Source organism: Flavobacterium sp. MMS24-S5 (assembly GCF_050320125.1).
Taxonomy (GTDB): domain Bacteria; phylum Bacteroidota; class Bacteroidia; order Flavobacteriales; family Flavobacteriaceae; genus Flavobacterium; species Flavobacterium tyrosinilyticum.
This window is the reverse complement of sequence record NZ_CP190016.1, coordinates 3,279,443-3,303,024: the sequence shown is the minus strand read 5'-3', so window position 1 is coordinate 3,303,024 and position 23,582 is coordinate 3,279,443. Positions and strand designations below refer to the sequence as shown.

General features: G+C 33.5%; 16 protein-coding genes and 5 pseudogenes. 12 read left to right on the top strand and 9 right to left on the bottom strand.

The genetic code is table 11. The annotated features are described in order from the left end of the window. Nucleotides 1-30: 30 nt before the first annotated feature. The 5 genes and pseudogenes from ACPWTF_RS15305 to ACPWTF_RS15285 all read right to left on the bottom strand — a co-directional run bounded on the left by ACPWTF_RS15305 (nt 31) and on the right by ACPWTF_RS15285 (nt 7,610). Complete coding sequence (locus ACPWTF_RS15305) at nt 31-2,550, bottom strand: sodium-translocating pyrophosphatase (RefSeq protein WP_427871934.1); 2,520 nt, start codon at nt 2,548-2,550, stop codon at nt 31-33. 113 nt (nt 2,551-2,663) lie between these two features. Continuing rightward, a pseudogene (locus ACPWTF_RS15300) lies at nt 2,664-3,195 on the bottom strand (inorganic diphosphatase). Nucleotides 3,196-3,306: 111 nt separating this feature from the next. After that, nucleotides 3,307-3,906, bottom strand: a complete 600-nt coding sequence (locus tag ACPWTF_RS15295) for a DNA-3-methyladenine glycosylase family protein (protein WP_427871932.1) — start codon at nt 3,904-3,906, stop codon at nt 3,307-3,309. Between the two features lie 153 nt (nt 3,907-4,059). Continuing rightward, a pseudogene (locus ACPWTF_RS15290) lies at nt 4,060-6,562 on the bottom strand (DUF5686 family protein). Nucleotides 6,563-6,632: 70 nt separating this feature from the next. Continuing rightward, complete coding sequence (locus ACPWTF_RS15285; protein ID WP_427871931.1) at nt 6,633-7,610, bottom strand: pyruvate dehydrogenase complex E1 component subunit beta; 978 nt, start codon at nt 7,608-7,610, stop codon at nt 6,633-6,635. A 500-nt stretch (nt 7,611-8,110) separates the two neighbouring features. Between ACPWTF_RS15285 and ACPWTF_RS15280 the strand changes: the two are divergent. The 4 genes and pseudogenes from ACPWTF_RS15280 to ACPWTF_RS15265 all read left to right on the top strand — a co-directional run bounded on the left by ACPWTF_RS15280 (nt 8,111) and on the right by ACPWTF_RS15265 (nt 11,688). After that, nucleotides 8,111-8,858 (top strand): annotated as a pseudogene (locus tag ACPWTF_RS15280) (electron transfer flavoprotein subunit beta/FixA family protein). Between the two features lie 144 nt (nt 8,859-9,002). Continuing rightward, on the top strand, nt 9,003-9,971 hold the full coding sequence (locus ACPWTF_RS15275; RefSeq protein WP_427871930.1) for an electron transfer flavoprotein subunit alpha/FixB family protein: 969 nt from the start codon (nt 9,003-9,005) through the stop codon (nt 9,969-9,971). Nucleotides 9,972-10,136: 165 nt separating this feature from the next. Further along, nucleotides 10,137-10,759, top strand: a pseudogene (locus ACPWTF_RS15270) (bifunctional nuclease domain-containing protein). A 77-nt stretch (nt 10,760-10,836) separates the two neighbouring features. Next, nucleotides 10,837-11,688, top strand: coding sequence for a thymidylate synthase (locus tag ACPWTF_RS15265; RefSeq protein ID WP_427871928.1), 852 nt, complete (start codon nt 10,837-10,839; stop codon nt 11,686-11,688). Nucleotides 11,689-11,726: 38 nt separating this feature from the next. Here ACPWTF_RS15265 and ACPWTF_RS15260 read toward each other — a convergent pair whose 3' ends face one another. Then, nucleotides 11,727-12,023 (bottom strand): isoamylase early set domain-containing protein, encoded by a 297-nt coding sequence (locus tag ACPWTF_RS15260; RefSeq protein ID WP_095928206.1) that lies wholly within the window; start codon nt 12,021-12,023, stop codon nt 11,727-11,729. A 239-nt stretch (nt 12,024-12,262) separates the two neighbouring features. Here ACPWTF_RS15260 and ACPWTF_RS15255 point away from each other — a divergent pair, with 239 nt between their 5' ends. The 4 genes from ACPWTF_RS15255 (at nt 12,263) to ACPWTF_RS15240 (ending at nt 15,125) form a co-directional block, all read left to right on the top strand. Continuing rightward, nucleotides 12,263-12,607 carry a 2TM domain-containing protein gene (locus ACPWTF_RS15255; protein WP_427871926.1) on the top strand — a complete coding sequence of 115 codons (345 nt, stop codon included), beginning with the start codon at nt 12,263-12,265 and terminating at the stop codon, nt 12,605-12,607. A gap of 11 nt (nt 12,608-12,618) precedes the next feature. Beyond that, complete coding sequence (locus ACPWTF_RS15250; RefSeq protein ID WP_095928094.1) at nt 12,619-13,101, top strand: dihydrofolate reductase; 483 nt, start codon at nt 12,619-12,621, stop codon at nt 13,099-13,101. Between the two features lie 580 nt (nt 13,102-13,681). Beyond that, complete coding sequence (gene ubiE, locus ACPWTF_RS15245) at nt 13,682-14,413, top strand: bifunctional demethylmenaquinone methyltransferase/2-methoxy-6-polyprenyl-1,4-benzoquinol methylase UbiE (protein WP_095928095.1); 732 nt, start codon at nt 13,682-13,684, stop codon at nt 14,411-14,413. Between the two features lies 1 nt (nt 14,414). Further along, nucleotides 14,415-15,125: a porin family protein gene (locus ACPWTF_RS15240; RefSeq protein ID WP_095928096.1), complete on the top strand. Its 711-nt coding sequence runs from the start codon at nt 14,415-14,417 to the stop codon at nt 15,123-15,125. A gap of 9 nt (nt 15,126-15,134) precedes the next feature. On the opposite strand, the gene ACPWTF_RS15235 is transcribed toward ACPWTF_RS15240, so the two are convergent. Continuing rightward, nucleotides 15,135-15,863: a TrmH family RNA methyltransferase gene (locus tag ACPWTF_RS15235; RefSeq protein ID WP_250834280.1), complete on the bottom strand. Its 729-nt coding sequence runs from the start codon at nt 15,861-15,863 to the stop codon at nt 15,135-15,137. Between the two features lie 37 nt (nt 15,864-15,900). Between ACPWTF_RS15235 and ACPWTF_RS15230 the strand changes: the two are divergent. From ACPWTF_RS15230 to ACPWTF_RS15215, 4 genes and pseudogenes are all read left to right on the top strand, one after another. Beyond that, nucleotides 15,901-18,475: pseudogene (locus tag ACPWTF_RS15230) on the top strand (BamA/TamA family outer membrane protein). A 60-nt stretch (nt 18,476-18,535) separates the two neighbouring features. Continuing rightward, the gene (gene fbaA / locus ACPWTF_RS15225; RefSeq protein ID WP_035645669.1) at nt 18,536-19,603 is read left to right on the top strand and encodes a class II fructose-bisphosphate aldolase; all 1,068 of its coding nucleotides are present in this window, start codon (nt 18,536-18,538) and stop codon (nt 19,601-19,603) included. A gap of 107 nt (nt 19,604-19,710) precedes the next feature. Beyond that, a complete protein-coding gene (accD, locus tag ACPWTF_RS15220; RefSeq protein ID WP_026728501.1) occupies nt 19,711-20,565 on the top strand; it encodes an acetyl-CoA carboxylase, carboxyltransferase subunit beta in 855 nt (284 codons plus the stop codon). A gap of 82 nt (nt 20,566-20,647) precedes the next feature. Beyond that, nucleotides 20,648-21,265: a hypothetical protein gene (locus ACPWTF_RS15215; RefSeq protein ID WP_427871924.1), complete on the top strand. Its 618-nt coding sequence runs from the start codon at nt 20,648-20,650 to the stop codon at nt 21,263-21,265. A gap of 1 nt (nt 21,266) precedes the next feature. Here ACPWTF_RS15215 and ACPWTF_RS15210 read toward each other — a convergent pair whose 3' ends face one another. Further along, complete coding sequence (locus tag ACPWTF_RS15210) at nt 21,267-22,154, bottom strand: cupin-like domain-containing protein (protein WP_427871922.1); 888 nt, start codon at nt 22,152-22,154, stop codon at nt 21,267-21,269. Nucleotides 22,155-22,244: 90 nt separating this feature from the next. Further along, nucleotides 22,245-23,492: an ABC transporter permease gene (locus ACPWTF_RS15205; RefSeq protein WP_427871920.1), complete on the bottom strand. Its 1,248-nt coding sequence runs from the start codon at nt 23,490-23,492 to the stop codon at nt 22,245-22,247. Nucleotides 23,493-23,582 lie beyond the last annotated feature (90 nt).

The window sequence follows — 23,582 nt, the reverse complement described above, 5'->3', positions numbered from 1 at the left end:
TTTCCATTTTAAGAAACTTTGTCAAAGTTGTTATTTCGCAGCTTCAACTTTTGCCAGAACTTCTTCTTCAGTTCCTTCAAAAACTTCGGTTGTTGTTTTACCATTTTCTGTTTTAGTAACAGTTCCTGTAGTTTTTCCGTTAATATTTTTAACCTCAACACGAACCGATTGACTTTCGGTATGAGAGTATTGTCCTTTCGCATCAAAATGAGCTAAACATTTAGCTGTTTCTTCTTCAGAACAACCTTTTTCTTTACACATTTTAATACATTCTTCTTTTGTCATTCCAGACATATCGCCACATTTAGACATTCCTGCTTGAATTTCAGTTTTAGCACAGCAAGAAGCTTTTGCAGCAATATCTGATGGCGCGTGACCTTCACCTAAAATTGGAGCGATTACCAATCCAATCAAACAAGTTAATTTAATCAAGATATTCATAGAAGGCCCAGAAGTATCCTTAAACGGATCTCCAACTGTATCTCCTGTTACGGCAGCTTTATGCGCATCCGAACCTTTATAAGTCATTTCTCCGTTGATCATAACTCCTGCTTCAAAAGATTTTTTCGCATTGTCCCAAGCACCTCCTGCGTTATTTTGGAAAACTGCCCAAAGTACTCCAGAAACCGTAACTCCTGCCATATATCCTCCTAACATTTCAGCAATTAACTGATTGTTGTCTGAGTAAACTAACTTTCCTATAAGAACAATTAAAATTGGGAAACCAATCGTTAAAATCCCTGGAAGCATCATTTCTCTTAAAGCAGCTTTTGTAGAAATCTCAACACATTTTCCGTATTCTGGTTTTCCAGTTCCTTCCATAATTCCAGGAATTTCTTTGAACTGGCGGCGAACTTCGTACACCATATCCATTGCTGCTTTTCCAACAGAATTCATTGCTAAAGCAGAGAAAACTACCGGAATCATTCCGCCGACAAATAACATCGCCAAAACTGGAGCTTTAAAAATATTGATTCCGTCAATTCCTGTAAAAGTTACATAGGCTGCAAATAATGCTAATGAAGTTAAAGCTGCAGAAGCAATAGCAAATCCTTTTCCTGTCGCTGCTGTTGTATTTCCAACTGAGTCTAAAATATCGGTTCTGGTACGAACTTCTTTTGGCAATTCGCTCATTTCGGCAATTCCTCCAGCATTATCAGAGATAGGCCCGAAAGCATCAATTGCTAATTGCATAGCAGTTGTCGCCATCATGGCAGAAGCCGCCAAAGCTACTCCATAAAATCCTGCTAAAGCATACGAGATCCAAATTGCAACAGCAAACAATAATACCGTTGGGAAAGTCGAAATCATACCTGTTGCTAAACCAGCAATTACGTTTGTTCCTGCTCCTGTAGATGATTTTTGAACAATTGCCAAAACTGGTTTTGTTCCTAATCCTGTATAATATTCTGTTACTGAAGAAATAGCTCCACCAACAACTAATCCAACCAATGTAGCGTAGAAAACACGCATTGAGGAAATCGCTTTTGATCCTTCTCCAAAGAAACTCATCTGCATCGTTTCTGGAAGCATGTGCTGTACCAAGAAGAAACAAGCCACAGCTGTTAAAACAATCGAAACCCAGTTTCCAACATTTAAAGCTTTTTGAACTTGTGCCTCTTTGGCATTATCATCTGAAATTTTCACTAAAAGTGTTCCTATTATGGAAAATATAATCCCAAAACCGGCAATTGCCATTGGAAGCAAAATTGGGCCGATTCCGCCGAAAGCATCATTAATACTTCCGCCCATATCTTTTATAACATAGTTTCCTAATACCATTGCTGCAAGGACTGTTGCTACATAAGACCCAAATAAATCGGCTCCCATACCGGCAACGTCTCCTACGTTATCTCCCACATTATCTGCAATTGTAGCGGGATTACGAGGATCATCTTCTGGAATTCCTGCTTCTACTTTACCAACTAAATCGGCTCCAACATCGGCTGCTTTAGTATAGATTCCACCTCCAACACGAGCAAACAAAGCGATTGATTCTGCACCAAGCGAAAATCCAGCTAATGTCTCTAAAACAACTGTCATTGTATCTGTATCTTTCCAAACTCCGTCAGAAAATAAATGAAAGAAAATGATAAAAAAGGATGTTAAACCTAAAACGGCTAAACCAGCAACACCAAGCCCCATGACAGTTCCACCGCCAAAAGAAACTTTTAAAGCCTGCGGTAAACTAGTACGCGCCGCTTGGGTGGTTCTAACGTTTGTTTTAGTTGCTATTTTCATTCCGATATTTCCAGCATAAGCTGAAAATAAAGCACCAAAAATAAATGCTATTACGATTAATAAATGTGTTTTTACTCCAGGAATAAAAGTAATTCCTGCCAAAGCTAAACTGGCAATAATTACAAAGATGGTTAATAGTTTATATTCGGCTTTTAGAAAGGCTAAGGCTCCTTCGTAGATGTAATCTGAAATCTCTTTCATCTTACCGTCTCCAGCATCTTGTTTTAAAACCCAAGTCCTTTTTATTCCCATGAAAAGTAATCCTAAAACTGCCATTACAATGGGCAGGTAAATCATAAATGCATTCATAATATTTTAATGGTTTTGGTTAATAGTCAACAATCTAACTAAAACGAATTTAAACAAAAAAGCAATACTCCTGACGGTAGTATTGCTTTTTTTATATTAGAATGCGGTTAAAATTATTTAATACTAAATAATCCTGCCGGTTTATTTTCAATGTCATCAAAACGCTTTGTACACTCTGCGATAATATCGTAAGCTTCTTTAACATCTCCCCATCCTTCAACGTCTACTTTTTTGTTTTCAAGATCTTTGTAAACTTGGAAAAAGTGCTCGATTTCTTTTACTAAGTGTGGGTTAATATCAGAAAGATCATTTAATGAATTCCAAATTGGATCTGAAACTGGTACACAAATAATTTTCTCGTCTGGTCACTTTATCATCTGCCATGTGGAATACACCGATTGGCTTAACTTCCATAACACATCCAGGGAAAGTTGGTTCGTTTACCAAAACTAATACATCAAGAGGATCACCGTCTAAAGCTAAAGTTTCTGGAATAAATCCGTAATCTGCTGGGTACATCATTGAAGAGAATAACATTCTGTCAAAACGCATTCTTTTGATTTCAAAATCGTACTCATATTTATTTCTGCTTCCTCTTGGTATTTCGATTAATACATCGAAAGTCGTTAATTTGTCTGCGGTCATTTTCGTTTTTTATTATTTCTATAATTTCGGTTGCAAAAATAACTAAAGAATCTAGTTCTACAACAAAAAACAAGGTTAAATTATCGGCATTAGAGTTTAAAAAACAAGCATTTAATAGGTAATCTTTCGATTTCTCTTCTTCAGGTAATAATGCCAAAGCAAATAAGTCGCATAAGATCGATACGGACTCCATTGTTCTGAATGGGTTTCCATTTCCTGTTTATCGTGAATATTAAGCAATTCTTTGATGGTATTGATTACTGCAATATCGCCAAGCGGAATCAAATCGGGCTCTTCCAGACAAAACATTAAATAAATATCGATTGTCCAATTACCGATTCCTTTTAATTTAATGAGTTCTTCGCGAACTTGTTTTGCAGGTTTTGAGGCTAAACTTTCAATATCTAATTCTTTGTTTAAAACTGCTTCCGCTAAGATTTTGATGTATTTTGTTTTCTGACGGCTTACTCCTAGATTTCTAAATTCTTCATCAGACAAAACGGCCATGTTTTCAGGGTCGCAAGTTTTGTACGCTTTTATTTTTAAAAAAGTAGCTTTCGCCGAATCAATAGAAACCTGCTGTTCGAGTATAAGCAAAACCAAAGTTTCAAAACCTGGAGGACGTTTTGGAATTGGAGGCAATCCGTATTTTTCTATTATTTCAAGAAATATTGGATTTTTAGATGAAAGAAAATCAATGGCTTCCTGCATGGTTTTGGATTTTAAAAGTAAATCAAAAATAAGAAAATGAAATTAGTTCTCGTAAAGACGCAAAGGCGCTAAGTTTTTTTCATCACAAAAAAAGTCGCAAAGATTTTAAACCTTTGCGACTCTGTAACTTTGAGCCTTTGCCCCTAAATACAACTAGAAATAGAATCCAAAAGATCCTTTTACTGCAAATTTGTGAGCATCTGGCATATCTAAATAATTTCCTCTCCAAGAAAAATCAATACGGAAAACTTTAAAAATGTTTCCAATTCCTGCATGATACTCCCAATACACTTTTTCTGGAGCATTATAAGGTAATCCAGAGGCATTAATCGCGCGGTTGGCATCAGAAATTGTTCCATGAACCGCTCTTACTCCAACAAACTCTCTCCAATTCAGTTTTCTCATAAAAGGAACTCTTGCGAATAATCTTCCTCCAAAATCATGATTCCACTGCAGAGTCGTATATTGATCCGTAACGAATTCGTAGAAATTCAAGTTACTGAATGTATTCTCTATCGTAAAATAAGTCTGGTTACCCGGAATTACACTCATCAAACCTAACGGAATTGTACCAAATGTTTTTCCTGTTTCAACGGTTATATTTGTTCTTCCTAAAGGTCCAGATAATGATTGGCTGTCTGTAGAAAACTTGAATTTTTTCGTAAGCAAAATCACTGTCAAAAACTCCTTTTAAACCATAACTAAAATTCACAAAGAAATGACTAAAAGGACTATCAACTAAATCTCTTTCAACACCATAACCAATAGTTTTACGGTTAGGCATATATTCAAATTGAATATTTGCTTCAGATTGTTTTACTGCATTTTCAATAACTCCAGCTGGATTTTCAGGAGTTGGTAAAGTCGAATAATAATCTAAACTAAATGTTTTTGATGCCGATTCTAATGTTCGATAAGAAAAACCAGCCTGAACTATAAAGTTCTTTTTAGCCTCCATTTCAACAGAAACATTACTCAGATTAATATTGGTCAGCTTACCATTACTTCCCGTTGTAAACAATGCAGAAGAAGCAAAACTTCGACCTAAAACATCATTTGTTGTAGTTAAGCTTGCACCAATTTGTTCAATATCACGCCTATTTCCTCCAGAGATAATAACACGGTTTTTCTTGTCAACCATCCATTTTCCAGAAACTCCGTATTTGAATTTATTATCATCAAATCCATAAGCTGTATAGGCTTGAATACGCCAAGGGTCATTTGGTCCAAAATAAGTTCTTCCTCCCACTCTCAACCTTATACCTTCGACTTCATTATATCCAAAAGTTGAAAAAATTGGTCCGTAATCGAAGTTTTTAAACTCAACATAACCACTTCCTAAAATGGAGACGAGATTATACAGCTGCTTAAATCGCTTGACAGTTTGTAGTGTATCGAGCATTTTATAAATTCCCTGTTCGTCTTTGTTTAATTTTTCAAAACGATTTTCGTCCCAGAATTCAGGCGGTCGATCATAAACTGCATTATCAATAAAATTGACTTCTTCTTTGTAAAACTTCTCGGGTTTCTGAATATTGAATTTATGATTGCGATATAAAGTGGTTCTTTTACCGTAAACTCCTTTTGATTTTTCTTTTTTATTTAAAGCAAAATCGGACATCATGTAATCACGCGTCAAAAGGAAAATAGAATCGTTTTGCACATCAAATTCCTGTTCGATATAAATATCTTTCACCCAGTTAATATTGGCGCTTTTGGTTACGCCCATATTAATTTTCTTGATGGCAAAAGTGGTATCGTTAACCCAAAAATCTCCTTTAAAAGTTAATTCGTTTTTACGTCTAGGATAAAAGACAATATTATAACACCATTTTTTATCTACAAACGCACTGTCTTTTAAGACATAATTGTAAACATCAATTCCTGTTCTTGAAAGTGGGCTTGTAAAACTTTTATCAAAAAATTTAAGGTGATTATCATAAATATTATACTCTGAATAAAGGTCTTTTACAAAGGATAGAATCTGCTGATTTCCATTAAAACCAGACATTTTATTTCCTGTTATATTTTCTTTTACTTTCTTTAATTTATTATCACCGTAAACATCATAAACAGATTCATTGATAAAAATTGGCAGATACGTTTTTCCTGTAACATCTGAAGTATCAACATGATTAAAGATAAACTCCATTCCTTTAAAAAGCTTATTTTTCATGAATGCACTATCGATAGTGTTCATGTCAAACTCTACTTTTTCATACTTCTGCATTTGATATTGATTAAACTGATAAAGTCCGTTTTTACGTTTTCTTTCCCAGATTTTTCTTAAAATATCCAATGCGGGATTGTTCTTTTTAGAAGTTTTACCCGTATAAATTACAACTTCATTTAGCGCTTCGGCTTCGCCTAAAACAATTTTGAAATTATAATTAACTGCTTTTTCTAACGGAACTTCTTTATCTGAAAATCCTGCCGAAGTAACCATAAGTGCCGTATACGTATTTGGCGATTCTAAATAAAAACGTCCGTCTTCATTAGACACAATTCCGATATTAGAACCTTTAAATACAACATTTGCAAAAGGTATTGGCTGGTTTGATTTATCCAAAACAACTCCACTCACCTTAGTTTGTGCAGTAGCAACATTCGCAAATGCAAATAAAAAATATAAGAGAAGTAGAGTTAATTTGTTCATTATAAAGTAAAAAAAAACTTCACCAATCCATGTTTGTCTGATGAAGTTTTATGAGTATTTTGTATTTGTATTATTTATATAATACTTTTTTTACTGCTTTTACTACATCACCTGAATTTGGCAACCAGTCTTTAAGCAGTACTGGAGAATACGGTGCAGGAGTATCTGCAGTTGTAATACGTTGAATTGGCGCATCAAGAAAGTCAAACGCTTGTTCTTGTACGATATAAGATATTTCAGAAGAAAGGCTGGCAACTGGCCAAGCTTCCTCAAGAATTACTAAACGGTTTGTTTTTTTAACCGATTTTAAGATTGCATCTTTGTCCATTGGACGAACTGTTCTTAAATCGATAATCTCACAAGAGATACCTTCTTTAGCTAATTCATCAGCAGCGATAAAAGCTTCTTTGATGATTTTTCCGAAAGAAACAATCGTTACATCTGTTCCTTCACGTTTAACATCAGCAACACCTAGAGGAATTGTGTATTCTCCGTCTGGCACTTCACCTTTGTCACCGTACATTTGCTCAGATTCCATGAAAATAACTGGATCGTTATCACGGATAGCAGATTTCAAAAGTCCTTTTGCATCGTAAGGAGTTGAAGGAACAACAACTTTAAGACCTGGAGTGTTAGCAAACCAGTTTTCTAAAGCTTGTGAGTGAGTAGCTCCTAATTGACCTGCAGAAGCTGTTGGTTCGCGGAAAACGATAGGCACATTAAACTGTCCTCCTGTCATTTGACGCATTTTAGCAGCGTTATTTATAATTTGATCAATACCAACTAAACAGAAGTTGAATGTCATATATTCTACAATAGGACGGTTTCCATTCATTGCAGAACCTACTGCAATTCCTGAAAATCCAAGCTCAGCGATTGGAGTATCAATTACTCTCTTTTCACCAAACTCAGCAAGCATTCCTTTAGAAGCTTTGTAAGCTCCATTGTATTCTGCAACCTCTTCTCCCATTAAATATATGGATTCATCGCGACGCATTTCTTCACTCATCGCTTCGCAAATGGCCTCTCTAAATTGTATTGTTCTCATATTTTATATTGTATGTTGAATTTTCTGAAGAGCAAAAATAAATATTTTAAATAACTTAAAAGCATAAATTGAATTTAAAATCGCATGAACTTCTATCTGTTCTCTTGTTTTAACTTTTTAATCTTTATTGTGATAATTACGAAATCGATATAATAACGTATAAATCACACTTAATCTCCTCAAAATATTTTTCAGACAAACTTTTATGGATTTGTTTAATTCTTATCTCTCCAAAATTCATTCATCATAACGCAGAAAACTAAAAAATAGTATTTATAAGACAAATTTAATTCGATTTCCAACCATCAGCCATTGCAAAATTCCTAACAATCAGATAAAATGACTATCATTTCATTTTTGGATTACGATGAAAATCCCACAAAATTGCACAATCTTCGAAATCGTAATAGTTTTAAAAAATATTATGCGTGCATAGTATAATTATTCCAAATTAAATTCTAAATTTGTAAAAGCATATTATAAATTCAAAATATATACTTATGAAAATACTAGTTTGCATCAGCCATGTGCCTGATACTACTTCAAAAATCAACTTCACCAACGGTGACTCAGAATTTGACACCAATGGCGTACAATATGTAATTAACCCTAACGACGAATTCGGTCTTACACGTGCTATCTGGTTCCAAGAACAACAAGGCGCAAATGTAACGGTTGTAAACGTCGGAGGTGCCTGATACTGAACCAACTTTACGTAAAGCTTTGGCAATTGGAGCAAACGAAGCAATTCGTGTTAATGCAAACCCTACTGATGGTTTTTTTGTTGCAAAACAATTGGCAGAAGTTATTAAAAACGGTGGTTACGACTTAGTAATTGCTGGCAAAGAATCTTTAGATTATAATGGAGGAATGGTTCCTGGAATGATCGCTGGTATTTTAGGTTCTAATTTCTTAAACTCTTGCACTTCTTTAACTGTTGACGGAAATAATGTAAAAGCTGTTCGTGAAATCGACGGTGGAAAAGAAACAGTAAGCACGACTCTTCCTTTAATCATTGGAGGTCAAAAAGGTCTTGTTGAAGAAAAAGATTTACGTATCCCGAACATGAGAGGAATTATGACAGCAAGAACTAAGGCTCTTACTATTCTTGAGCCAGTTGATGCTGCTGTAAATACAAAAGCAGTGAAATTTGAAAAACCAGCTCCAAAATCGGCAGTAAAATTAGTTTCTGCAGATAATTTAGATGAGTTAATCAATTTATTACACAACGAGGCTAAAGTGATTTAAGATTGTAGAGTTTAGATTTTAGATTGCTGATGCAAACGAAATCTAAAACTCAACATTTGATTCACTTCAAATCTAAAATCAATAATCATTTTAGATTTCAATTTTTAAAAATCTGAAATCTAAAATCTAAAATCTAAAATTGTTATGTCAATATTAATATATGCAGAATCTGCAGAAGGAAAATTTAAAAAAGTTGCTTTCGAATTAGCTTCTTATGCTAAAAAAGTAGCTGAATCATTAGGAACAACTGTTACAGCTTTGACTGTAAACATTAGCGATGTAAGCGAATTAGGCAAATACGGAGTTGATAAAGTTTTAAAAGTAAGCAATGATAAATTAGCTGGTTTTAATGCAAAAGCTTACGCTGATGTTATCAAACAAGCTGCTGAGAAAGAAGGAACAAAAGTAGTATTGCTTTCTTCTACAACAGACAGTATTTATCTTTCACCACTAGTGGCGGTTGCTTTAAATGCTGGTTTTGCTTCAAATGTAGTTGGATTGCCAGTTAGCACTTCTCCATTTCAAGTAAAAAGAAATGCTTTCTCAAACAAAGCTTTCAATATTACAGAAATCAGTACAGACGTAAAAGTGCTTGGTTTGGCTAAAAACTCTTATGGTCTTTTTGAAAGCGCAGGAGCAGCTACAGCAGAAGATTTCAATCCAACAATTGGAGACAATGATTTTGGTGTAAAAGTAGAATCTGTAGAAAAAGTTTCTGGAAAAGTTTCTATCGCTGACGCTGATATCGTAGTTTCTGGTGGACGTGGATTAAAAGGTCCAGAAAACTGGGGATTAGTAGAAGATCTAGCTGCCGTACTTGGTGCTGCAACCGCATGTTCTAAACCAGTTTCAGATTTAGGCTGGAGACCTCATAGCGAGCACGTTGGACAAACAGGAAAACCTGTAGCAACAAACTTATATATTGCAATTGGTATTTCTGGAGCTATTCAGCATATTGCAGGTATCAACTCATCTAAAGTAAAAGTGGTTATCAATAACGACCCTGAAGCACCTTTCTTTAAAGTGGCAGATTATGGTATAGTTGGAGATGCTTTTGAAATTGTACCACAATTAACAGAGAAATTAAAAGCTTTTAAAGCTCAGCATTCTTAACACAAAGAATTCTCTTTAAATTTTTTGCTGCCTAAAAACAAGATGTTGTATCTTTGTTTATAGGCAGCTTTTTTGTTCCATATTTTTTGATTAAAATTGCAGCTTTATTTTTCAAACCAAAAAAGTATTAAAATAAGGTGCTAAGTACCTTTTTTACAAACATATATGAGTCTAGTAAAATTATCCATAAAAGGAATTTCATACAGTCAAACTCAAAATGGCGCTTATGCCTTAATTTTGAATGAAGTTGATGGCGAAAGAAAATTACCCATTGTTATTGGCGCTTTTGAAGCCCAGTCAATCGCTATTGCTTTAGAAAAAGAAATAAAACCTCCACGTCCTTTAACTCACGATTTATTCAAAAATTTTGCCGAAAGATTTGATATTGTAGTAAAGCAAGTCATCATTCACAAATTAGTTGATGGTGTTTTCTACTCTAGCTTAATTTGCGAAAGAGATAAAATAGAAGAAATTATCGACGCAAGAACGTCTGATGCTATTGCTTTGGCATTGCGCTTTAATGCCCCTATTTTTACTTATAAAAACATTTTAGATAAAGCTGGTATTTATCTAAAATCAAATACTGCTGAAACAGATTCTGGAGCTCAGGAAATAGATGATGTTCTTTCAAATCCTGAAACTTTCGGACACGAAGAAGAAAGCAACCAATCTGGAGATGTTTACGCAAAACATTCTTTACAGGAATTAAACGAGCTTTTAGATCAAGCCGTTTCTCAAGAAGATTACGAAAAGCAGCAAAAATTAGAGACGAAATCTCTCGAAGATAAATACATATGTTTAATCGTTGATTTGTTTATTCGTTAAATCGATTAAACAGTTAAACGAATAACCGAATACACAAAACATGAAACAATACTTAGATTTAGTAAAACACGTTTTAGAAAACGGCAATCAAAAAGGAGACCGAACTGGAACTGGAACAAAAAGTGTTTTCGGTTACCAAATGCGTTTTGATTTAAGTGAAGGTTTCCCAATGGTTACAACTAAAAAACTGCATTTAAAATCCATCATTTACGAATTGCTTTGGTTTTTAAAAGGCGATACAAACGTAAAATACCTTCAAGAAAACGGAGTCAAAATCTGGGATGAATGGGCAGATTCTAATGGCGATTTAGCACCTGTTTATGGTCATCAATGGCGTAATTGGAATAGTGAGGAAATAGATCAGATTTCTGAATTAATTAAAGAATTAAAAACAAATCCGAATAGCAGAAGAATGTTGGTTTCTGCTTGGAACCCATCGGTTTTGCCAGATACTAAAAAGTCTTTCGAAGAGAATGTTGCCAATAACAAAGCAGCATTACCTCCATGCCATGCCTTTTTTCAGTTTTATGTAGCAAGCCCAGATCCTGAAAAAGGCGAAACAAAAGGAAAATTATCTTGCCAATTGTATCAGCGAAGTGCTGATATCTTTTTGGGAGTTCCTTTTAACATTGCTTCTTATGCATTGCTAACCATGATGATTGCGCAAGTATGCGATTTAGAACCAGGAGAATTTATTCATACTTTTGGTGACGCACACATTTACAACAATCACTTTGAGCAATTAGAATTACAACTTTCGAGAGAACCAAAACCATTACCCAAAATGATTTTAAATCCGGAGATTAAAAACATTTTTGATTTTGATTATAATGATTTCACACTTGTAGATTACGATCCGCATCCAGCTATAAAAGGAAGTGTTGCTGTATAATTATAAAAAAATCCGCTTAAAAATTTAAGCGGATTTTTTTATACAACTAAAACTCCATTTTCACTTCCGGCATAATCGTTCCATTTGTAAAAATCGGCTTCAGGATCATTAACATAATTTCCGTCGATTACATACTTAAATTCGTAAATCGCATCTTTCACCAAATCGTAAGTTGCTTTAAACGTTCCGTTTTTTAACTTGCTTAAAGTTCCTTCTGAGGCATTCCAGTTATTAAAATCTCCAACCACCGCTGCCGAATCAGCATCTTTGGCATCTATTGAAAATGTAACTTTAACAACCGGCTTCGTTTTGATAAATTGTTTTTTCAAAGACATAACTATTTCGTTTTTAGATTTATACATCTAAAATTACTTAAATTCAACGAAACACTAACTAACCTCAGAACCGATTTATGATAATGCCAAAAACTGCATATTATTTTCGCTATATCTGTAATTTAAAGTGGTTAAAATTTTGTTTTTCAAATTCTTATAATTTTTAAAAACAAATATTCCTAATCCAAAATATGGACTTTCGAAAATAAATTTTAACTTTATAATCTCATTTTTATCTTATGGAAAAAGAAGTACACGAACAATACGAATACGCTAGACGCCGATTAAGACAAAAAAAAATCTTATATTTTCATTTTGTTCTTTTCCTTCTAGGAAGTTTATTTCTATTTATTGCGAACAAATTTTTTGGTTTTGGCGAGGGCACAACCCAAAACTGGTGTATTTGGGGAATTACAATCTGGCTTTTCATTTTTATTCTGCATTTTATAAAAGTGTACATAACTGACCGTTTTATGAATAAAAAATGGGAAAGAGAACAAATTGATCGATTGGTTGCTTTACAGCAAAAACGAATCAGTCAGCTCGAATCTTCTATTAACGAAGAAAATGAAAATAAAATTTAGTTAGGCATACCATGATTATAATGATAGCGGCTGCAGCCGAAAATAATGCGCTTGGAAAAAATAACGAATTAGTATGGCATTTGCCAAATGACTTTAAAAGGTTTAAATCACTAACTACAGGTCATCATATCATTATGGGAAGAAAAACTTTTGAAAGTTTCCCAAAACCATTACCTGACCGCGTTCATGTTGTAATTTCTCGCCAAGAAAATTACAAACCAGAAGGATGCATCGTAGTAGATAGTATTGAAAAAGCCATTGCAATATGTCCTGAAAATGATGATAGCTATGTTATAGGTGGTGGAGAAATTTACAATTTAGCCCTTCCGTTTACCGATATTATTGAATTAACTAAAGTTCATCATTCTTTTGAAGCAGATGCTTTTTTTCCTAAAATCAATAAAAGTGAGTGGACTTTAGTAGAATCTGAAGAAAACTACAAAGATGAAAAACATCTTTATGATTACACTTATGAAACTTACATTAGAAAATAAATAAAAAACATCCTCTTTTAACGGAGGATGTTTTTAAATAATTGACATGAAGCTTAACTCGCTCAAGAAAAATTTTTTGTTTAAAAAAAATCACAAATGTTGAGAAACATTCGTAAAACTGAATAACATTTAATGTTGTTTGAGACCTAAATCTCAAAAGGCCTTTAATAACAAATACCACTAAGATATTAAAGGCAGAAAATTAAAATTTCCAAAAACAAATTTAATCCTAAGAACGTACTTTGCACTTAATATAGTATATCCCCCCAAAGAACAATACTTCCAAAACTCTTTCATGAACAAATGAAATTACCAGCGCAAAAAAAGCAACCATTTGTTTAAGTCATTGCGACATTATCAATCATTAACTTTAATCATTTTTACTTTGACAAAGTTGGCCATAATAGGCCTATTAGACAATACCGTGATTTAGGGATTTTGATAAAATACCTAGATTTAGGGATAGAAGAAATACCCTTTTATTCTGTTTTAAAATAAACACTCCAAAACATTTATTTGACAAATTAAAAAACTCAATTACAGTTAAACTAGATTGTTTATATTTGCCTAAATAAAAAAAATGTCTGAAAAAGTAACTCCGTATAAAGACTCTACCTTAGGTAAAAAAGAGCAAGTAACCCAAATGTTTGACACCATTTCTGGGAATTACGATAATTTGAATCGTGTAATTTCATTTGGAATTGACGTCAAATGGCGCAAAAAAGTATTAAAAATTGTTTCAGACAAAAAACCAAAAGTTATTCTGGATATAGCAACAGGTACTGGTGACTTAGCCATTTTAATGGCAAAGACTAATGCTGAAAAAATTATTGGCCTAGATATCTCTGCTGGAATGCTGGAAGTTGGTAAAAAGAAAGTTGAAGAAAAAAATCTATCCAATATTATTGAACTAGTTTTAGGCGATTCTGAAAATATGCCTTTTGAGGACAATTACTTTGACGCTATTACGGTTGGCTTCGGTGTGAGAAATTTTGAAAACCTAGAAAAAGGTTTTGCAGAAATCTTAAGAGTCTTAAAACCAAATGGGGTATTTGTAATATTAGAAACTTCTGTTCCAGATAAATTTCCTTATAAACAAGGCTATAATTTTTACAGCAAAAATATACTTCCATTAATTGGTAAATTATTCTCTAAAGATAATGATGCCTATGGCTACTTGTCTGAATCTGCGGCCGCTTTTCCTTATGGCGAAGCCTTAAACAATATTTTGAGAAAAACTGGGTTTATAGATGTTGTGGCAATGCCCCAAACTTTTGGTGTCGCAACAATTTATTCTGCATCTAAAAAATAGTATGAAAAAAGTTGTAATCTTATTTTTATTAGTCTTAACGACAAAAGGACATTCTCAATTTGCTAAAAACATGTTTAGCAAAGACCCTATCATTAATCTTGAAAACTGGCAAAAACAGCGTGTCTATTTTGGCTATTATCTAGGTTTTAATAGTTTTGACTTTAAATTTGACTACAAAACTCCTGTACAGGAAGATATTCAAGTAAAAAAAACTACTGGTTTTAATGTTGGTGTCGTAGCCGATTTAAGACTTCAGGAATACATTAATCTTCGTTTTGAACCAGGTTTGTATTATACTAAACGTGATTTGTTTTTTCCTGGCGTAGGAACTACAGAAAACGACTATTTAAGAGAAGTAAATAGTACCTATATTCACTTTCCTTTATTATTGAAATTTTCTGCCTTGCGCACAGGAAACATACGTCCGTACTTGGTTGGCGGTATGTCTACAACTTTAAATTTATCTAGTAATGCGAAGTCTCAAGATGATAACTTTGAGCAAAAATTTAGAGTAAAACAATGGACAGCTGCTTACGAGTTAGGTTTAGGAATTGATATTTTTACCGAATACTTTATTTTTTCTCCTTCTGTTAGAGGTATGTTCGGAATCACAGATGAACTTATTAGAGATAAAACTCCAGACAGCCCTTGGACTGGAAATATCGATTCGATGAAATCTAGAGCAATTTTAATAAATTTCACTTTTCATTAAAACAAAATATCAACTATTTCGTTTAAATTCACTAAGAATAATTGCTGTTGCAGTAGCTACATTTAAACTTTCGGTTTTTTGAAGCTCTCCAAATCTAGGAATTGTTAGGCGACTGGTTACTATTTTTTCAATTTCTTCTGAAATCCCATTGGCTTCATTACCCATAATAATGATTCCATCCTGAGGTAATTTGGATTGATAAATATTTTCTCCGTCCATAAAAGTTCCAAAAACTGGCAGTTTAGTTTGAGCAAGAAAAAGTTTTAAATCAACATAGCTTACATTTACTCTGGTAATTGACCCCATTGTAGCTTGTACCACTTTCGGATTATAAATATCTACCGTTTCTTTAGAACAAATAATCTGCTTAATACCAAACCAATCGCATAAACGCAAAATAGTTCCTAGATTTCCAGGATCTCTAATGTCGTCTAATGCTAAAATTAAGCCCGAATCGATTGTCTTTTTGGGAGCTGGAATTTTAAAAACTGCCAAACAAGAATTCGGAGTCGACAAAGCACTTATTTTTTTCAGTTCTTGGTCATTAATAAGAGTTCGTTTTGAAGCCTGTACCGTTTCAAAATCATTCAATGTGGTGTATAAATGTTCTAATTCAAAATTGGATTGCAGCAATTCTTGAATTACTTTTACTCCTTCAGCAAAGAATAATTGACTAGCAAGACGCTGCTTTTTTTGATGTAAACTAGAGATAAGCTTTATTTGGTTTTTACTAACCATAAAATAATGTACTTTTGAATTAAATATTAAAAAACACTTGAAAAATAATTCCACAAAAATAATAGCATTTCTTCTAATTGCAATATTAATTTGCGCTTGTAATGCCGTAAAAAGAGTTCCCGATGGAAAAAACCTTCTTGTAAAAAATAATATTTTAGTTAACGGAAAATCTACAAATGACGAAACAGCTTCTAACCAAATGTACCAAAAACCAAATGGTAAATTATTAGGTTATAAACTTCGATTAAATTTATACAATTTAGCCAATTTAAATCCAGATTCTACTTATCAGGCAAAATTTAAAAATAATCCTGGAAAATATGAGCGTATGTCTAAAATACTCTCTGCAAAACAAGTAGATCGCCTTGGACAATCGTTTTATTACAAAGGAATTCATGAGTTTTTAAAAAGCACTGGTGAACCGCCTGTAATAGTTGACACTTCAAAAACCAGAAAATCATTATTACGTTTAAAATACTATTATTTTAACAATGGTTTTTTCAACGTCCATACCGATTACACAATCGATACAGTTGGAGTAAAAAGAGCCGAAATTAATTACAATATCACTACAGGACCAGCTTATAAATTGGACACTATTAGAACCAAAATAATGACTCCTGCATTAGACTCTTTATACAGAACCAACAATGAACCTTCTTTATTAAAATCTGGAAATCAATATAAAACTACCGATTTTGAAGAAGAGAAAAACCGTATTACAACCTACTTTAGAAATCACGGAGCTTATTATTTTCAGCCTACTTATGTAACTTTTGACATTGATACCATTGGCAAAAAAGCAAAAGCCGATGTGAGTTTAATTATTAACAACAATACTATTCAGGAAAAAGATTCGAGCCGTACAGAGCCTTTTAAACTATACAAAATTAGTGATGTAAATATTTACACTGATTATTCTGCCACTAATGCTAAGAAAAAACCAACAGATAGCGTAACATACAACAATTTTAATCTATACAGTTACAAAGGATTAAAATACAGACCGCGTGCTATTACCGACGCGATTTTCATTACTAAAGGAAGCACTTTTGCCGATTTTAGAACCACCCTTTCTTCTCGCTCTTTAAACAATTTGAGGATTTTTAACTATCCTTCTATTCAATACGAAGTAGATAAGAGAGATTCTACAGCTCAATCTCTCATCGCTAATGTTTATTTGACTCCAAGAAAAAAATACAGTTTTGGAGCTACTCTTGACGTAACGCACTCCAATATTCAGGATTTCGGAATTGGAGCCAGCATTTCTGAAACGATTCGAAATGTATTTAATCGAGCAGAAACTCTTGAAATTTCAGCCCGTCTAAATGTGGGTTCATCTAGAGATATGGCCAATCCAAACAACAACTTCTTTAACGTTTCGGAATATGGTCTAGATATGAAATTGAATTTTCCGAGAATTTTACTGCCTTTTGGAACCGAAAAAATCATTCCGAAAAGTATGATTCCCTATACCTCCATATCTTCTGGTTTTTCCAAGCAGAGAAATATTGGTCTAGATAAAGAAAACTTCACAGGAGGTATCTCGTATAACTGGAGTCCAAAACGCCATAATACTGCAAAACTGGAATTATTGAATGCACAGTTTGTTCGCAACTTAAATCCAGACAACTATTTTAGAGTTTACACTTCTTCTTATGATGATTTGAATGGAATTGGAAAAGACTACAATGTTAACCCTGGCAACTGGGGAGAAACAACAGAAGAACAAGCAAGAAAAGATCTGACAATACCTAAAGGGACAACAGGATTTACGAATGACGTATTAACAGGCCAAACTGCTCTAACACCTTCAGACTCTCAATACCAAGAAGTTGAAAGTATTGAAGAAAGAAGAGTTCGTTTAACTGAAAATGATTTCATTCTAGCAACAAGTTTCTCTTTTACCAAAACAACTAAAAAAGATTTAGCAGATAACAACTTCTATCAATTTAGAACAAAAATAGAATCAGCAGGAACTTTGTTATCTCTAGTCTCTGAAATTGGAAACCTTCAAAAAAACTCAAGAGGTAATTATGAGATTTTCAACCTAGAATACTCAGAATATGTTAAAACCGAATTTGATTACATCAAACACTGGGACTTTGGAAAAGAAAAAGTTTTGGCTGTTAGAAGCTTCTTCGGAATTGCGGTTCCGTTTGGAAATTCAAATTACATTCCGTTTTCACGAAGTTATTATGCCGGAGGTTCAAATGACAACCGTGCTTGGCAACCTTATGCTTTACGGACCGGGAAGCACAAATGCTGTAAATGACTTTAATGAAGCAAATATGAAAATTGCGGCAAGTATCGAATATCGCTTCAAAATTTTTGGAGATGTGAAAGGAGCTCTCTTTGCAGACGCCGGAAATATCTGGAATGTGCTCGATAATGTCGTAGATCCTAAAGCAAAATTTGACAACTTAAACGATTTAGAAGAAATTGCTTTGGGTACAGGATTCGGTTTACGATACGATTTAAGCTTTTTTGTTATTCGTTTAGATTTAGGCTTTAAGACCTATAATCCCTCGCATGACAAAGGAGATAGATGGTTTAAAGAATACAATTTTGGGCACTCGGTTTTAAATTTTGGAATAAATTATCCGTTCTAATGCTAATTAATTCTTATTTTTGCAACCTAAAAACTAAAAACAACTATAAAAAAAATTACAATGGCACATAACATTAAACCAGGAGTAGCTACAGGAGATCAAGTACAAGAGATCTTTAATTATGCTAAAGAGAAGGGTTTTGCTCTTCCAGCAGTAAACGTTACTGGATCAAGCACAATTAACGGAGTTCTTGAAACTGCAGCAAAACTAAACGCGCCAGTTATCATTCAATTTTCTAACGGAGGAGCACAATTCAACGCTGGAAAAGGATTATCAAATGCAGGTGAAAAAGCAGCAATCGCAGGAGGAATCGCGGGAGCAAAACATATTCATACTTTGGCAGAAGCTTATGGTGCAACTGTAATCTTACACACTGACCACTGTGCAAAAAAACTTTTACCTTGGATTGATGGTTTATTAGATGCTTCTGAAAAACACTTTGCAGAAACAGGAAAACCATTATTCAGTTCTCACATGATCGATTTGTCTGAGGAGCCAATCGAAGAAAATATCGAGATCTGTAAAGAATATTTAGCTAGAATGAGCAAAATGGGCATGACATTAGAAATCGAACTTGGTATTACAGGTGGTGAAGAAGATGGTGTTGATAACTCTGATGTTGACAGCTCAAAATTATATACTCAACCAGAAGAAGTAGCTTACGCTTACGAAGAATTATCTAAAGTAAGCCCTAAATTTACAATTGCGGCTGCTTTCGGAAACGTTCACGGTGTTTACAAACCAGGAAACGTAAAATTAACTCCAAAAATCTTAAAAAATTCTCAAGACTTCGTACAAAACAAATTCAACACAGGACACAATCCAGTTGATTTCGTATTCCACGGAGGTTCAGGTTCTACACTTGAAGAAATCAGAGAAGGAATTAGCTACGGAGTTATCAAAATGAACATTGATACAGATTTACAGTTTGCATACACTGAAGGAATCCGTGATTATATGGTTAAAAACCTTGACTATTTGAAATCACAAATTGGTAACCCAGAAGGTGCTGATGCTCCAAACAAAAAATATTACGACCCAAGAAGATGGGTTCGTGAAAGCGAAGTAACATTCAACGCAAGATTGGAACAAGCTTTTGCAGATTTAAATAACGTAAACACGCTTTAAATTTTAGATTTCTGATTTTAGATTTCAGACTTCTAAAAGCCTGAAATCTAATTTCTGAATCAGATTAAAAATCTAAAATCTAAAATCTACATTCTAAAATTAAAAAAATGGCTTGGTTTAAAAGACAAGAAAAAGGGATTACGACCGCGACAGAAGATAAGATGGACGTTCCGAAAGGATTGTGGTACAAATCTCCTACTGGAAAAATTATTGATGCTGACGAATTAGCGAGAAATTTATTCGTGAGCCCTGAAGATGATTTTCATGTTCGAATTGGAAGCGCAACCTATTTTGAAATTTTATTCGACAACAACGAATTTGTTGAGTTAGACAAAAACATGACTTCTAAAGATCCTTTGCATTTTGTGGATACAAAAAAATATGCAGAGCGTTTAAAAGATGTAATGGAAAAAACTCACTTAAAAGACGCTGTTCGTACGGGAGTAGGAAAATCTAAAGGAAGAGAACTTGTAATTTGCTGTATGGATTTTGCATTCATCGGTGGATCTATGGGAGCTGTAGTAGGTGAAAAAATCGCAAGAGGTATTGACCACGCTATTAAAAATAAACTTCCTTTTGTAATGATTTCTAAATCTGGTGGAGCTCGTATGATGGAAGCTGCTTATTCTTTAATGCAATTAGCAAAAACTTCTGTAAAATTAGCTCAATTAGCTGAAGCTAAATTACCTTACATCTCTCTTTGTACAGATCCAACAACTGGAGGAACAACTGCATCATACGCCATGTTAGGAGATATTAACATTTCTGAGCCAGGCGCATTGATTGGTTTTGCAGGTCCGCGTGTTGTACGTGACACTACAGGAAAAGATTTACCAGAAGGTTTCCAAACTGCTGAGTTCTTATTAGAGCACGGTTTCTTAGACTTTATCACGCCTAGAAAAGAATTGAAAGATAAGATCAACTTATATATCGATTTGATTCAAAATAATGATATTAGATAGTTTTAAAACTACTTAAAATAGAAAATCCCAAGAAATTGCTTCTTGGGATTTTTTTATATCTTTATTTTAAATATTATTCTTTATGGCTCGAATTTTTATTGGTTTTATGATTTGTTTTCTCTTTTTGAATTGTGCCAAAAAAGAAAAAACGGCTATAAAAAGCAAAGATTATATTATTTCTTATGAAGACAGAAAACTAAAAAGATATTATGATTCATTACAAAAAGACAACCCTAATACTCCCCCGCCTCCAAAAGGTTTTTATTCAGAAAGACAATTAATAATTGATAAAAAAAGAGAGTTTTATTTTTACAAAAAAGATTTCATGAGAGATGGATGTGGAACAACACCAGAAAGTGACACAATTCCACATTTGATAAATTTAAATCCAAATGATTTGATAAAAATCTCACAATCAAATCTTAGTAATTTTATTTCAGATGATTTTATAAATAAAAGAAAGAATAAAGGAATATTAATTATTGCTTCACAAAATGACACTATAAAAAACGAATTGCTTTTTAACTTTTTAAATAAAAAAGACATTAGTTTTTTAATAAGAAAAACAACTCAAGAAGAGGACACTGTTTTGAAGTATAAGAAACGTAATGAAACTTATAAGTCAGAAAACATTAAATGGGATAAAGACAGAATTACACTTCCTTTCATAAAACCAAAACTAGAAAAGACAACAAAATAAATTATCCCGCTTTTTTCAAATCCTTTTTTAATTGTTTTTCAGCAATTACAACCGCTCGCTTTTCGCGCCAAACAGCATAACTTTCTCTAAATATCACTTTTATACCGCTATCTACGGCTCCATGCATAAACAAGCTCCAAACACTGGCTATTTTACGAGAAACAGATTGATCCCATGCGCGAAGTGTTAGAGAAAAAGAACCATCAATGTAACGCATCCAATGCCACATTCCTGTTGGCATGAATAACGTATCACCATGTTCTAAAAAAACTTCATAACCCTCTACTCCTTTCAATGCAGGAAATTTTTCAAAATCAGGATTCGCGACATCATAATCTTCTAAAGCATAAGTCGTATTTGGGATACAATAAAGCCTTTTCTTCCATTTATTATCAAATAGTATAATATGTTTTCTTCCACCAAAATGGGTATGAAAAAGATGCGGTAAATCGATATCATAATGTAGAAAAGTAATCGCCTTAGAACCGCCAAAAAACATCGCAGGCATACTTTCTATAAAACCTCCCATTAATTCTTTAGGAACTTTTACATCATCAATTAATTCGGGTCTGTGCTTGAAAAGATTGAAGAAAAAAATACGCAATTGTGTGGGTTCACGTTTTATCAAATCCAGATATTCTCCAAATTTCATACTCGCAATCGAAGCATTGATTACTTTTTTTGGATCCGCCTTTGAATTATCCACAAGTTTAACCTCTATATCTCCAGCAATCTGCTTGAAATACTCTGTTGACCATTTTTCTCTTGCTGGCCAATCTTTTGTAAGCCCCTTTACGATTAAAGGTTTTCTCTTATCTAGGTAATTCTTTTTAAAATCTTCCCTAGAAATCGACTCAACAGTATCAACAGATTTAAGATTAAAGCTCATTTATCTTGTGTTTTAATTTGTTGCCTATCAAATGTATCTATTTATTCCCACTCAACAAAATTTACAATTAAATAACATACAAACAATATTTTACATTCCTGTTCGAATGGCTTCTACAGGATCTAAATTTGCCGCCGAAATAGCAGGAAGAATTCCAGAAATCAAACCAATAAGAGCCGCTAAACTAGTTCCTAAAAGAATATTTCCTAAACTCAAAACAAATTCAAAATCAAGGGCTTTTGTTAAGATTACAGCGATTCCCCAAACCATTAACAGACCTATAATTCCACCAATAACAGAAAGAATAACGGCTTCAAACAAAAATTGAAATAAGATAAATTTATTCTTCGCTCCCAATGATTTCTGAATCCCGATTAGATTGGTTCTTTCTTTAACCGAAACAAACATAATATTCGCAATTCCGAACCCGCCAACAAGAAGAGAAAACCCACTGATAATCCACCCAACAAAATTCATCTGACCTAAAATTCCGTCAATAAAATCGGTAAAACCAGAAAGCACATTAATAAAGAAATTATCCATTTCTCCCGCTTTCATTCCGCGAATTGCTCGCAATTTTTGGGCAATTTCTGCTTTATACGCCTCCATGTCTACGCCTTTTTCCGGTTTTAAAACTATAACTGGAGTCATCGAATCACTGTCTCCATACATTCTTCTCAAAAAATTAGCTGGAAGATAAACCGAAGTATCATTGCTGTCTCCAAAAAAACCGGCTCCTTGTTTTGCCATTACACCAATTACAGTAAATCGCTGTCCATATAAGCGAATATTTTTCCCAATTGGATCACTTGCACCAAAAAGACCATCGGCTATATCATATCCAAGAACAATAACGGGAGTTCCTGAATTAGATTCAGATTCGTTATAAAATCTTCCTTTGTCAAAACTCAATCCGTCAATATCGACCATTTCGTTTGATGCCGGAATAATATTTACATCGCTGACTGTTTTAGAATCATATTTTAAACTTTCCCTATTTACAAAAAGCTGATATGCTACTTGATCGGTATTATTCATTGAATTTTTTAAACCAATATATTCGTCATATTTTACATTTGGAAACTGTTCTCTCTTCCATTGCGGAATTTCAGACGGCCCAAAGCAGTATTTCATTAAATAAATTGTATTTTTATCTAAGCTACTCAGATCTTTAGAGATTTTTTTATCTAAAGAGTCAACAGCGGCCAAAACGGCAATGATTGAAAAAATACCGATCGTTACACCTAAAAGCGACAATAATGTGCGTAATTTATTATTTCGCAAAGCATTGATGGCAAAGCTTAGACTTTCTTTTAATAATCTTAGATAAACGATCATATTTTTGTATATTTCAATAAAGTAAAATTCAATAATTTAAATTCAAAAACCTAATAAAAGTTAACTTACTCATCAGTAGATTTTTTTAGC